Genomic DNA, 13,289 nt, shown 5'->3' with positions numbered 1-13,289 from the left:
CCCATTGGCAAAGCTGCTGTATCGGATCGGCACGTGGTCATTTCGAGCTAAATGGTTCGTGATCGCTGCGTGGTTCGTGATTCTTGGGGCCATGGGTGGTGCTGCCGCCACTTGGGGTGGCACCTATGTGGATAACTTCGCCATTAAAAACACCCCTTCCCAAGAAGCCACCGACATTTATTTGGAGCAATTCCCGGAGGCCAGGAATCCTCTGCGTGGCACGGGTGTGAACTTGGTGTTTAAAGCTCCCGAGGGCCAAACCTTAACCGAGCCGCACAATGTTGAGGCTATGGATCAGGTGGTGGGCTATATCCGCGATAATCTCCACGAGATCACAGAGACGCAGCGTTTTGGCAACCCCGCCATTTTAGGCCCTGAGCTGCAGCGCGGCGTGTACGATCAGCTCACTAATCAGGGGCTTCCAGAGCTCACCGCTAAGGCCGATGCGGATAATTTGGCCTTGTTAAGCCCCGATCAAACCATTGGCTACACCACCTTTTCTATTGATGTGCCAATGCCGGGTGAGGTGACCCAGGAGCAGCGCGATGTGGTGAATCAGGCCTTAGCGCTGGGGCGTGAGCAAGGGCTGCAAGTAGAAGCGGGCGGCCCGGGTTTTGGTGATCCGATTGCGATTTCCTCTACCTCGGAGATCATCGGCATCTCGGTGGCCGCGGTGATTTTGGTGTTTACCTTCGGCTCGCTTCTAGCCGCCGGTATGCCCCTGATTACTGCCGTGGTTGGCGTGGGCATCGGCTCTTTGGCTATCACCTTGGCCACGGGTTTTGTAGACCTCAACAACACCACCCCAGCACTTGCGGTGATGATTGGCCTGGCCGTGGGTATTGACTACGCGCTGTTTATCATGTTCCGCTACCGGCGCGAGCGGCTGCGCATGAGCAACCAAGAAGCCGCAGGTATGGCCGTTGGTACTGCGGGTTCGGCGGTGACTTTCGCGGGCCTTACCGTGATCATTGCCCTGGTGGCCTTGGCGGTGGCTCGCATTACCTTCTTAAGTTATATGGGCTATGCCGCGGCCTTTACGGTGTTGGTGGCGGTGTTGGTGTCGCTGACTTTGGTGCCGGCTCTGCTTGGTGTGTTGGGTGATCGCGGTTTCCGCTCGCGCCGGGGTGGGCGCAGGCGCCGTACCCGCACGGCTCCGAAGAAGTCGCTGGGCCGCCGCTGGGTGCAGTTTGTGCACAAGGTGCCAGCGTTGGTGATCGTGGTGTGCATCATTGGCCTTGGTGCCTTGACCTATCCGGCCACCAGGCTGCACCTTTCTTTGCCCTCGGATACGCAGTCCAATAAAGACACCACCCAGCGCAAATCTGCGGAGCTGCTCAGTGAGGGCTTTGGCCCTGGTATTAATTCGCAGATGCTGGTGGCCGTAGATGCCCATGAGGTTCGCGATGATGCTCCTGTGCTGCAGCCGCTGATTCGCGCGCAGGAAGGCGATCGGCACCGCGCGGCTGCCAATGCTGCCTTCCAGTACCTGGTGCAGAATTACTCCAATACCCCGGATGTGAAGCATGTGCAGATCATTGGTGTGTCTGAGGATGGCTTGGGTGCGCAGATGCTCATTACTCCTGAAAGCACCCCGGAGGATGAGTCCACGAATCAGATGATTTCTACGCTTCGCACCAAGGAGCAGGCGGTAGAAGATGCCACGGGTGTGCGCGCCGGCATTACTGGTTTGGTGCCGATCCAGCAGGACATCACCAATAGACTCGCCGGTGTGATGCCGCTGTATTTGGGCATTGTGGTGGGCTTGGCCATCTTGTTGCTCATGGTGATCTTCCGCAGTTTCTGGGTGCCGGTGGTCGCTGGTGTGGGCTTCTTGCTTTCTATCGGTGCGGCCTTTGGTGTGACGGTGCTGTTCTGGCAGGAAGGCCTGTGGGATTTGGTAAATACCCCAGGCCCGATCATCGCGTTTATGCCGATCTTCTTAATTGGCGTGTGCTTCGGCTTGGCTATGGATTATCAGGTGTTCTTGGTTTCTGCCATGCGCGAGCACTATGTGGCTCATCCAAATGGCAGTGAGACTGAGCTTGGCGATTCCCGCTATAACCCCGTCGAGGAATCCATCGTGGAAGGCTTTAGCTCCACGGCCAGGGTGGTCACTGCCGCGGCACTGATTATGATCGCGGTGTTCGTGGCCTTCATTGGCCAGCCTTTGCCCTTTATTAAGATCTTCGGCTTTGCGCTCGGCGCCGGTGTGCTCTTTGATGCCTTCTTTATCCGCATGGCCTTTGTGCCGGCCGCGATGTTCTTGATGGGCCGTAGGACTTGGCACATGCCACGTTGGCTCAATGCCATTTTGCCGCGTATCGACGTCGAGGGTACGGCCCTAGAAAAGGAATATGAGGCAAAGCAGCAACATCGAAAAGCTACCGAAAAGGTGCAGGCCTAGCGTGAGGCGCTAAGGTTGCCTGCATGAACAATGCTGAAGGTGAAGCGAAAGCACAGCACGAAGATATTGCATTTGAGCTTGGCACCGAGCTGCCCGATGCGCAGCAGCAGCCAGGCAAGCATGGGCGCACGGGTGTGATTCATACGCCTCACGGCGATATTCACACCCCTGCCTTCATCCCCGTGGCAACCAAGGCCACGGTGAAGACCCTCACCCCGGAGCAGATCAAGCAAACCGGTGCGCAGGCCATTCTTTCGAATGCCTATCACCTGTATTTGCAGCCCGGCCAAGATGTGGTGGATGAGGCCGGCGGCTTGGCGGAATTTGAGCATTGGCACGGCCCTACCTACACCGATTCCGGCGGATTCCAGGTGATGAGCCTCGGCGTTGGCTTTAAAAAGGTACTGGCGATGGATACCAAAGGCTGGGAAGAAAAAGACATTCGCGCCCGGCATAAGGATCGTTATGCGCATGTGGATGAAGAGGGCGTGAATTTCCGCAGCGTGATCGATGGCTCCAAGCACCGCTTCACCCCGGAGGTGAGCATGCAAATCCAGCATGGTTTGGGCGCAGACATCATGTTCGCCTTTGATGAGCTGACCACCTTGGTAGATACCCGCGCCTATCAAGAATCCTCCGTGGCGCGTACCCACCGCTGGGCGCGGCGCTGCCTGATCGAGCATGATCGCCTCACCCAGGAGCGTTCGCACCGCCCCAAGCAATCGCTGTGGGGCGTGGTGCAGGGCGCCCAGTATGAGGATTTGCGCAGGCAAGCCACCCGCGGGCTGCTCGATTTACACCAGGAGGCCCTAGATGCAGGCCGCCGTGGTTTTGGTGGCTTTGGTATTGGTGGCGCGCTGGAAAAGGAAAACTTGGGCACCATCGTGGGCTGGGTCTGTGATGAGCTGCCGCGAGAGATGCCAAGGCACCTGCTGGGTATTTCTGAACCAGATGATCTCTTTACCGCCATCGAGGCCGGTGCCGATACCTTCGACTGTGTAGCACCTACGCGCCTGGCACGCCGAGGCGGGGTGTACACCTTGGATGGGCGCCTGAATTTAAAGAATGCGCGTTTTAAGCGAGACTTCTCCGGCATCGACGAGGAGTTCGGCGGCTATGTATCTGAAAACTACTCGCGTGCCTACCTGCACCACCTGCTCAAGGCCAAGGAGTTCTTGGCGGGCACCCTGTGCACCATGCACAACGTGGAATTCATGGTGCGCCTAGTAGACAATATCCGGGCCAGCATTGATAACGGCACCTATGAGGAATTCAAAGCTGAGTTCCTTGGCCGCTACTACGGCCACTAAGCAGGCGTACATCTTCGGCGCTGGCCCACAAGGCCTGATTGAGTGCAGCTACATCTAGCGGGGTGCTTGCTGCAGGCCTGGTGCCCCAGTGCTGGACTTCGCGCACCCCATGAAAGGCGTTGAGTAACACCGTGGGCTTGTGCATGATCCATTCGGGGCGAAAGCCCTTGGGGCTTTGGTGCAGTTCAAAGCCCATGGCTTGAAGGATGGGGCAGATCACCGTGGCGGTGGTAGAGCTTAATGCCCGTGGGTGCGTGCTCATCCACACGCGGTGTTGATCAAACACCAGGGGGCAGGAGAAGGTGGACTCAATCACCTGGCCTGCGCTATCAAGCAGCAGCGCCTCGGATCTGTCAGAGCCCAGGGTGGATTGCAGCCAGGGGATATCTGCGCCCTTGATGGTGGGCGCGCGGCGCTGGTCTGGGATCAGGCCGTGAATATCCACGGTGCTAGCCCTTGGGCGCGCCGGGCGCATGGTGATCTGCCATTGGGTGCCATCCCAGGCGATCTTGGGGTTCCATGTGCCAGGTGTGCGAAGCGGGCTGGTGTCGAGCTGCGCGATGGGGCCAAAGGCAGCAAGGCGGGCTCGGTGCGCTGGGAGGGCGGGCGCGTGGGCGTCGACAAGCAAAAAAGAGCTGAACATCTAGAGCATTCGGTAGAGGGCGGAGAGTTTGGCTAGTACCTCGTCGTATTCCTCGTCTGGGTCGGAAAGTTGCGTGATGGCACCGCCGGCGCCGTAGGTGAGGGTGGAGCCGCGAAGGACCGCGGTGCGGATGAGCATGGAAAAGGTGGCGTTTTCGCCTTGAACAATGCCCATTGCGCCCGAATACCAACCGCGCGGGCGGCCTTCGAGCTCGCGCAAGATATCCATGGAACGCTGCTTGGGCGCGCCCGTCATGGAACCGCCAGGAAAAGCAAGGCGCAAAGCCTCAAGCGGATCTACGTTCAGCGAGCCGGAGATCTCAGAGATCATCTGATGCCACTGCGGATAACTCATTACCTCGCACAGGCGCGTGACCTCTACCGAGAGCGGGTCGCAGGAGCGGGTGAGATCATTGCGCAGCACGTCTGTGACCATCATGTTTTCGGCACGATCCTTGGTGCTGGTGCGAAGCTCTTCGCGCAACGCCGCATCTTCTTCGGCATTGCTTGCCCTGGGGCGCGTGCCCTTCATGGGCAAGGTGGTGATGGTGCCGTTGCGGCAGCGCAGGAAAAGCTCGGGGCTTGCAGAAATCAAGGTGACTTCCGGGGTAATGAGCAAACCATTCATCGCCCCGCCGCGAGCGCGCAGATACATCTCCAGCGGGTCTGGATCTTCTACCTCAACGCTTGCCTCGGTGGTTAAGCAGAGCTCATAAGAATCCCCGGTGCGGATGAATTCTTGGCAGCGGCGCACCAGGCTGCGGTATTGCTCGCGGCTATGTCGGATGCGCACCTTGCCGTGGGAGGTGGCTTTGCCGGGGATCTCGGGCAAGGTGCCGGAAAACTGCACCATCTTTTCTGGCCTAAACCCAACGATCTGATCCTTGTGCCACGCACCGGCGTCTTTGCCACCGGTTGCCTCATAGGTGCAGGCTCCGATGAGGGTATCGCCCACCCCAATGCCCGAAGCGCACGCGATGGTGGTGTTGCCTTCAAATTCCAGCCACGCAAAATAGGGCTGCTTTGCCCAGGAGCGCAGTTCTAGGGCGTGTAAGAGGAGGTTGCGAAGCAGTAGTACGCCGTTGGGGGTGCCGATGGATTCGGGATGAAACTGCACGCCCCACTGCGGTTTGGTTGCGTGCCTGAGCGCCATATTGGAGCCATCTTCGGCGGTGGCGAGGGGGAGTAGGCAGGAGGGGAGGTCGGTGACGTCGAGGGAGTGATAGCGCATGACCTCTAAAGGCGAGGGCACTGCGCTAAAGACGTCTTCTTGGCAATGCGAGACGGTGCTGACTAAACCGTGGCTCGGGTTTTTGGCGGGCGCGACGGTGGCGCCGTATTCGTAGGCAAGTAGTTGATGCCCAAGGCAGATGCCAATGACTGGTGTGGTGCTGTGCACTATACGACGAGCCAAAGACCCCACTTGGCTGGGGTGCCCAGGGCCTGGGCCGATAACAAAAACATCGGCCTCGGGGATCGGAATATCCAGGTCCGCATCGACTACCTGCGGTGCAACGCCAATGGCTCGCTGGCAGGAGGCCGCCAGGATTTGGGTGTAGGAATCGCCATTATCCACCACCACAATGCGTAGACCTTGGGGTTTGGACTTTGGCGAGGTTGTAGGCACCGACATGAGCCCTGATCCTAGCGTTTAGGGGTAAGGCGTTAAGTGCCAAGGGTTGCGGGAAACGCCTAGAGGGGCTGGGGAGCTGGCCCCAGGCCGGCACCTACACCCGGATGGGGGATAATTCAACAAAACTGGAATGGGGAGTTTTCGGAAGGCTCGCAAGGTTATGACGTGGATGTATAAACAAACAATAGTGCAAAAATTGCCGTAAAAAATAACCGCGCGGGAATCAGTGCAAATGATCCCAGAATCCGAGTAACGCCCCGGAGGCCTCTGTGGGATATGAATGTTGATAGTTAGCAAATTTGGAGTTGGGCTATCCCACGCCCGCGCTCGAAGTAGAAGGCAGTTCGTTGCACGAAAACACTGAACCCGCACGCAAGGTGCTGGGCGCCGCAAAAATGGTGCTCGCACTACTTGCTGCGCTCGCCATCGCCATTTCAACTATCTCCTGGATCGATCCGGCTCCTGCGCATGCGCAGGAAACTGAGGCGACTAGTGAGGAAAGCGCGGCGGATGCTCCAAGCGACGCCACTCGCGATGCTGCTGAACAGGCTGTGGCCGATGAGGTTGAGGATCAACCCTCGGCGCAGCCTGAAGCTCCTGCCGAGGCAGACGAGCCAGTAGAGAGTGAAACCCCCGAGGTTGTCACCAGCGAATCTGAGGAACCTACCGAAGATCCCGAGCCTAAAAAGGAAGAGGAATCTGAGGAAGAGGAGTCTGAGGAAGACGCCTTTAGCGTTGAGATCGATGGTCCCTACAGCAACGAGATCATGGTTCAGTTGGCGGGACAGAATAGGCGCCGTTCGGCACGAGCGGTGAACCCCTCGATTGATCCCCGTTACACCTGCGGTGCAAGCATCGCTTTGATCATGGATAATTCGAGCTCCACCGAGCCCTATAAGGAAAATGCTAAGGCCGCAGCTTACCGCGCCATAGATAACCTTGTGGGTACCGGTTCGCAATTGGGAATCATTAGTTTCAATGCGACTGCAAGGCAGAATCTGGCTAAAACGGAGCTGACACCATCTAATGTTGCGCAGGCCAAGAATGCCGTAAGCAACATGCAGTGGGTTAAAAGTACCGAGCCTAACAACGACGGCTCAAATATCGCTGGTGCGCTCGAACTCGCTTCTAGGGGTGGCTACGACGCCGTCATCATCGTGACCGATGGTTTGGCGAATAGTAGTACATCTGATCCCCAGGTAGGTCGATACGGTTTCACGACGGACCGAGATCTTCTTAACGTCACTGAACAGGCAGCTAAACTCAAAAATGCTGGCACCGCCATCTTTGGTATTGGCGTCGTAGGCCGTGAAGAGGTTGCGGTTTTGAATCTGGTGAATCGACCAACCTTTGCCCCCTGGATTAACTGGTGGTATGCCGATAGCGATCCCATCCCTTCCTACCTGCGGAAGTCAACGCAAAACGAAAAGCTTCAGACCGATTTCGAAAGCAGAGATGGCTACTACCCTTCATGGATGTGGCACAACCAGGCAGAAAGAAAGCTTGAGACCATCGGCCTCTCGACAAGGATTGGGCCTGATGAAAAAACAGGTAAGGGACGTGCCGTCTACCGCGCCGTGACGGGGATTTACATGGGACCGCTCTACACGATGCGAGCCCTTAACGGTCCTAAGTTCGTTCAGAGTTGGGCCGATAGTTATGACACCACTACTTCGGACCTGTCCAATCTGGAGTCCAAGATCGATGCGCTAACCTCTGGCTGTTGGGGAACCGTGAACCTGCAAAAGGAGATCGTCGACAGCACTGGCAAGGTCCAGTCCGGAAAAAGCGTGAATGGTTTTGAATTCGTTGCAGACAAGGCTCTCAATGGCCCAAATGTGCAAAACAATTACACCATCGCCACCGATGACCAGGGTAAGGCCACCTTCCACTACCCGACCGATAGTGGCGTTGGTTCCATGACTCTTAAAGAGACCCAGCGGGATGGCTACAAGCTCTATGAGCAGTCGGTAAACGGTCAGAAGACACTTGCGAAGTGTACTGCTAAGAGTAAAAACGGTAGCGATGTCCCGGTTTCCTATGGCTCCGGTTCTGGCATCGTCGTAACTAGCAAGAAGGAAGAAAACTCCTTCTCCTTGTCTGGTGTCGGAACACAGCACCGCGTCACCTGCACCGTGCAGAACTACGAGGGCAAACCAGACTTCACCCTGACCAAGAAGCCTTTCGGTGATGCTGTACCTCGCGTGATCACTGGCGAAGCAAACCAGACCTTCAAGGTTGAGTACCTCGTGTCTGCCGAAAATAAGGGCACTGGTGCTGGCAAGGTTCCAGCCATTATTGAGAAGCCGGCCGCACCTAACGGCATGAGCGTGACCAACGTTGAGGCTCTCCCCGATGGGCAGAACCCTCTCGTACAGAGTGGCACCCAACTCGCTAAGACTGGCGATAGCTGGAAGCTTGACCCTGCAAAGACCAATGACGTCAACGTCAATGAGACTCGGACGGCAAAGATCGTTGTTACCTACCGGGTAAACCAGCCCGGCAGCGTCAACAAGGATCAACTGACCTGCGAGAGTGGCAATAACTCCAAGGGTCTGTTCAACCACGTTGAGTTTGAGGGCGCAAAAGAGGCTAAGCAGCAGTCTGATGCCTGCGTCAGCGCTACTGTCCCCGGTGTTGAGCTGAAGAAGCTCATCAACAACGCCGATGCCAACACCAAGGAAGAGGCCACCTCGATCATGGGTGGCACCAACCAGGTCACCATCGAGTACCAGGTCAAGAACACCGGCACCACTCCGCTGACCGAGATCCGCTTGGACGATTACAACCTCGACAAGGATTCCGGCGCGAAGCAAGGCCCGATCAACATGACCGGTTTGACCTGTGAAGGTGCTTCGGTTCGTGACGATAACCAGACCAAGGTCATCACCCCGAACAAGCCACTGGCTAAGGATCAGACCCTGAAGTGCCGTTGGAATGCTCAGGCTCCCATCGTCCCGGATGAAGGTGAATACCACGGTGACCGCGGCATCATCCTCGCCTCCTACGCTCTGCCGGAAGGCCAGGGCGGAACGGTTAAGCCTGTAAGTGCCGAAAACGACGCTTGGGTGTTCAAGCTCCCAGTCGCAGTAGGCGTGTTGCCCGATGCTGGCGCTAAAGGTCCCACCCAGTACCTCATCCTCGGCGGACTGATCGCCATGGCAGGTGCCTTCTGGGCCTACCGACGCCGCGCATAACGCAAGATCAACAACTCAATAGTCCGAAGCAAACCCAAACGAAGGAGCAGCAATGATCCAGGATCGACCCCGGTGCAATAGCGAGTAAGTAAAACGCACCGACGTGCTCGCGGGCGCGAACTTACTCACAATCGCATCACCCGTGGCAACCTCTCAAAGGCATTTGCCTTGAGAACCCTGGCAAATGACTTTGCCACTGAAGTTCAACCACAACCTCAAAACTCAGAAGAGGATTTATATGACTACTCTCAAGCACCGCTGGGCAGCAGCCCTGGCTGCAGGCGCAATCGCTGTTACCGGCGCTGGCGCTTCCGTGACCCTCGCACCTGCTCCTGCATACGCACAGCAGACCGCTAACCCCACCGGAATCACCAACGAATCCGGTAACCTGCATATTCACAAGTTTGCCAACAACCAAGGGGTAGCCCAGGGGGACGGATCGAAGATTGATGATACGGGTAACCTTGGCGAACCACTTCCTGGTGCTGTATTCAAGGTGACCAAGGTCGATGGCGTCGATTTGAAGACCAATGATGGTTGGGAGAAGGCAGCGCGAATTCAGCGCGGAGAAGAAGACGCAAATCTCACGCAACCAGGTGTAACGAAGACCACTAATAGCAGTGGCGTCGCCGATTTCGACGGTCTATCGATCGGTCTGTACAAGGTGGAAGAAACCTCTGCACCTTCCGGTTACGAATCAGCAGCAGATGCTAACGCTTTCTATGTGACCCTTCCGATCACTGATCCCAAGGCAAAGAATGCTTGGCTCTACGACGTTCATGTCTACCCCAAGAACAAGAAGCAGGAAAATGTCATTTCGAAGACCGTGAATGACAACGACGCGACTACCAACGGTAGCAAGATTCAGTACACCGTAGATGGTAAGCTTCCGTCTGCGACCGAGCTGGAAAAGGTTGAGCTTACCGACCTCTATCCTTCCGATCGCCTGTCGGATCCGAGGGCTACTCGGGTAACGATCGGTGATGATATTGAGGTAGTCGACGGCGTAGACTATAACCTGAACATCGAGACACCGGGCCAGGCAAAGGTCGTATTCACCCCCCAGGGTTTGGCTAAGCTCGACAAGCTTAGTGGCGAAGCCCGCAAGGTACAGGCTCAGTTCGAATTCACGGTTGCTGATCCTGACAGCCAGACCGAGCTTGGCCCGATCAAGAACCGCGCAATGATCAACGCAAAGGGTAAGGACTCTGAAGCTCCGGATCCCGACCCAGAGGATCCCACCGATCCTAACGTAACTCCGGACGAAGAGTCTCCAGAGACTTACTACGGCAACGTTGAGGTAACCAAGGTTGGTGACGACGAGGCCAAACTAAGCGGTGTGAAATTCGATCTTTATCGTTGCGATGATAAGGATTCGCTCGTCGGCGAGCCCGTGAAGCGGGACATCACCACCGGCGGCGAGGGCAAAGTCACCATCAAGTCCCTGCACGTCAACGACTGGGTAAATGGTGAGAAGAACCCCACCAATCCCTCCGGCTACTGCCTCGTGGAGACCCAGGCTGCTGAAGGCTACGCTCTGCTGGCTGAGCCCTACTACTTCGAGGTTTTGCGTGACAGTGCCGACAACGTTGCTTTGACCTCCAAGACGGTTAAGAACGTCAAGAACAACGGTGGCTTCCAGCTTCCGCTTACCGGTGGTACCGGTGTGACCATGCTGCTGATCATCGGTGGCCTGATCATGGCTGGTGGCGCACTGTACATGGTGCGTAACAACCGCCGCGAGAACAAGGCCTAATGAAGTTCTCAGCACTCCTTTGAGTGTGGCCTGAATTGGTGGCGTGGGGCGTCGACAAGCTTGGCGCCCCGCCACCGCACTTAAGCTTTTTCATATAACTCAAAATCCAAAGAGGATCACTGTGACAACTGCGTCGCTTGAACGCCACGAAGGTGGCAAGCACACCAATGAGCGCTCCATGCTTCAGCGCATCATGCCGCTGATCATTGTGCTCATCGGCTTTGCCATCGTGATGTACCCCGTGATGGGCACGTGGGTTCGGAACGTGACGCAGACGAAGCAGGCCGAGGCCTACACCTCGCGCATTAACGATGAAACCACCGAGGAAGAGCGAGCAGCTTCGCTGGCCTCCGCAGAAGAGTGGAACCGCAACCACGCCCAAGGGCCGGTGCTGGACCCCTGGCTTGCGCGTGTGGATGAATCGAACCTCGAATACCAGGAGTACCTCAAGGAACTCGATCTTGACGATGTAATGGGGCGCATTATCATCCCCAAGATTGACTCCGACTTGCCCATTTACCACGGCACCGACGAAAAGACGCTGGGTAAAGGCATCGGACACCTCTACGGCTCCTCCCTGCCCGTTGGTGGCGAAGGCAGCCACTCGGTACTCACCGGCCACACCGGCCTGCCCAACGCAACACTGTGGGACCGCCTAGTCGACCTAGACAAGGGCGATAGCTTCACCGTGTATGTGGCTGGCCGCGTAATGAAGTACGAGATTGGCGAGCGCCGCGTGGTGCTGCCCACCGAAACCAATAACTTGCGCCCGGTTGAAGGCGAAGACCTGGTCACGCTCATTACCTGTACCCCCTATGGCGTGAACTCGCACCGCCTTGTGCTCACCGCACACCGCGTGCCCATCGACGATGAAGAAGCACGCGAAATCCTCAACCAGAAACATAACCCCTGGCAGTGGTGGATGATCCTCGCGCTCATCTTGTCCCTCGCAGTGCTGATCGCCGGCATTGCATGGACGGTGCGCGGCATCAAACGCTCCAAAGCCCAAGAAGAGGTGGAGTAAACCTTGCGCACCCTCACCAAGCTCTTCGCGATGATCGCCGCCGGTCTCCTCGCCCTCATGGGCATGAGCGTTGCTTCCGCGCAGCCTTCTTCGCTTATCGACGCCTCCCGCACCGGCACCCTCATCATTCACAAATCCGCCGGCGACCCCCTCACCCAATACGGCGATCCCACCAACCCCAACGCAGATCTCAGCCGTGACCCAATCGCAGGCATCGACTTCCAAATCCAGCGGATTAACGATATCGACCTGAGCAACAACGAAGATTGGCAAAAACTGGCCAGCACCGACATCAGCGACTACTACGCCGATGGCTCGCGCACCAACGTCCTCGGTGAGCCCATCGTGGCCACCACAGGCGAAGACGGCGCCGCCACCTTTAGCGATCTGCCGCTTGGCGCCTACCTGGTCAGCGAATCGCCCACCTCCGCCGGGCGCAAAAACTTAAGCGTGGCCGCACCCTTCGTGGTGACCGTGCCCATGACCAACCCGGAGAACCAAAAAGAATGGCTCTACACCGTTGAGGTGAACGCCAAAGACCAAACGCTCACGGCAAACAAAGCCACCAGCAAAACCTGCGCCGCCCACGGCGACGAAGTGAAGTTCGCTATCTCCGCGCTGCTGCCCGCACCCGACCGCCAAGGCCGCATCAACCGCGCCGAGATCGCCGACCCACTCGCTGCCGAATTCACCTACCTTGACGGCACCTCAGAAGCCGTAGTCGGCACAACCACCCTCACTTCCGATGATTACCGCATCGTAGTGAACAACAACGTGGTCAATTTCCAACTGAGCAAATCAGGCCTAGAAAAAGCCGCCGAGCAGCGCCTTGGCAACCCAGAGGCCGTGCTCACCTGGAGCTTCAAGGTGAAAGTGACCGGCACCAATATCGCCCCCGGCACCCGCATTGAAAACCGCGGCTACTTCCTCGCAGAGGGCTACCCAGCATTCGATGCAGCCCAACACCCCGGCGTTCCCACCAACCGCGTGCGCGTGCGCATCGGCAACTGCGAACCCACCAGCAGCGAAATCCCCACCCCCGTGCCAGACCCAGGCACCACACCAACCACCCCCGTAGTCCCCGGTGATGGCTCCGATGGCACCATCGGCGGCTCCGGCTCCAGCGGCTCCGGCAGCTCCGGTAGCAGCTCCCGTGGCGGCGGCCTCGCCTCCACCGGTGCCAACGTGATCTGGGCAGCGGTGATTGGTTCTGGGCTGATGATCCTTGGCTTCTACTTGATCGCCCGCCGCAAGCGCTCCTAGATATATATCTAGAAGATGAACCCCACCTAGGCCACAATGGCCCTGGTGGGGTTTTGG

The 13,289-nt window shown here is 57.5% G+C and carries 8 protein-coding genes; 6 read left to right on the top strand and 2 right to left on the bottom strand.

Features of this window, described 5'->3' with window-relative positions; genetic code table 11:
- The first annotated feature begins 4 nt into the window (after positions 1 to 4).
- Positions 5 to 2,407, top strand: a complete 2,403-nt coding sequence (locus tag CPPEL_RS10530; RefSeq protein ID WP_123961074.1) for an MMPL family transporter — start codon at positions 5 to 7, stop codon at positions 2,405 to 2,407.
- A gap of 23 nt (positions 2,408 to 2,430) precedes the next feature.
- Positions 2,431 to 3,717, top strand: coding sequence for a tRNA guanosine(34) transglycosylase Tgt (gene tgt, locus CPPEL_RS10525; RefSeq protein WP_123961073.1), 1,287 nt, complete (start codon positions 2,431 to 2,433; stop codon positions 3,715 to 3,717).
- Here tgt and CPPEL_RS10520 read toward each other — a convergent pair.
- Both CPPEL_RS10520 and CPPEL_RS11190 read right to left on the bottom strand, forming a co-directional pair.
- Complete coding sequence (locus CPPEL_RS10520) at positions 3,680 to 4,360, bottom strand: aminotransferase class IV (RefSeq protein WP_123961072.1); 681 nt, start codon at positions 4,358 to 4,360, stop codon at positions 3,680 to 3,682. The two genes, tgt and CPPEL_RS10520, sit on opposite strands and share 38 nt — an antisense overlap.
- Positions 4,361 to 5,992 carry a chorismate-binding protein gene (locus tag CPPEL_RS11190; RefSeq protein WP_164470422.1) on the bottom strand — a complete coding sequence of 544 codons (1,632 nt, stop codon included), beginning with the start codon at positions 5,990 to 5,992 and terminating at the stop codon, positions 4,361 to 4,363. It abuts the gene before it with no gap.
- 347 nt (positions 5,993 to 6,339) lie between these two features.
- Between CPPEL_RS11190 and CPPEL_RS10510 the strand changes: the two genes are divergently transcribed.
- From CPPEL_RS10510 to CPPEL_RS10495, 4 genes are all read left to right on the top strand, one after another.
- Positions 6,340 to 9,189 (top strand): vWA domain-containing protein, encoded by a 2,850-nt coding sequence (locus tag CPPEL_RS10510; protein WP_123961071.1) that lies wholly within the window; start codon positions 6,340 to 6,342, stop codon positions 9,187 to 9,189.
- A gap of 238 nt (positions 9,190 to 9,427) precedes the next feature.
- Positions 9,428 to 10,945: a SpaH/EbpB family LPXTG-anchored major pilin gene (locus CPPEL_RS10505; RefSeq protein ID WP_164470421.1), complete on the top strand. Its 1,518-nt coding sequence runs from the start codon at positions 9,428 to 9,430 to the stop codon at positions 10,943 to 10,945.
- A gap of 121 nt (positions 10,946 to 11,066) precedes the next feature.
- The gene (locus CPPEL_RS10500) at positions 11,067 to 11,969 is read left to right on the top strand and encodes a class C sortase (RefSeq protein WP_245990448.1); all 903 of its coding nucleotides are present in this window, start codon (positions 11,067 to 11,069) and stop codon (positions 11,967 to 11,969) included.
- A 3-nt stretch (positions 11,970 to 11,972) separates the two neighbouring features.
- Positions 11,973 to 13,232 carry a SpaH/EbpB family LPXTG-anchored major pilin gene (locus CPPEL_RS10495; RefSeq protein ID WP_123961069.1) on the top strand — a complete coding sequence of 420 codons (1,260 nt, stop codon included), beginning with the start codon at positions 11,973 to 11,975 and terminating at the stop codon, positions 13,230 to 13,232.
- Positions 13,233 to 13,289 lie beyond the last annotated feature (57 nt).

Origin of the sequence: Corynebacterium pseudopelargi (assembly GCF_003814005.1) — a bacterium.
GTDB classification, from domain to species: Bacteria; Actinomycetota; Actinomycetes; order Mycobacteriales; family Mycobacteriaceae; genus Corynebacterium; species Corynebacterium pseudopelargi.
The sequence above is the reverse complement of the archived record's forward strand: the minus strand, read 5'-3'. Positions and strand labels throughout refer to the sequence as shown.

What these genes read in the sequence shown, in the direction of transcription:
- CPPEL_RS10505 (WP_164470421.1), top strand. Translation starts at nt 9,428, where the DNA reads ATGACTACTCTCAAGCACCGCTGGGCAGCAGCCCTGGCTGCAGGCGCA.
- CPPEL_RS10520 (WP_123961072.1), bottom strand. Translation starts at nt 4,360, where the DNA reads ATGTTCAGCTCTTTTTTGCTTGTCGACGCCCACGCGCCCGCCCTCCCA.
- CPPEL_RS11190 (WP_164470422.1), bottom strand. Translation starts at nt 5,992, where the DNA reads ATGTCGGTGCCTACAACCTCGCCAAAGTCCAAACCCCAAGGTCTACGC.
- tgt (WP_123961073.1), top strand. Translation starts at nt 2,431, where the DNA reads ATGAACAATGCTGAAGGTGAAGCGAAAGCACAGCACGAAGATATTGCA.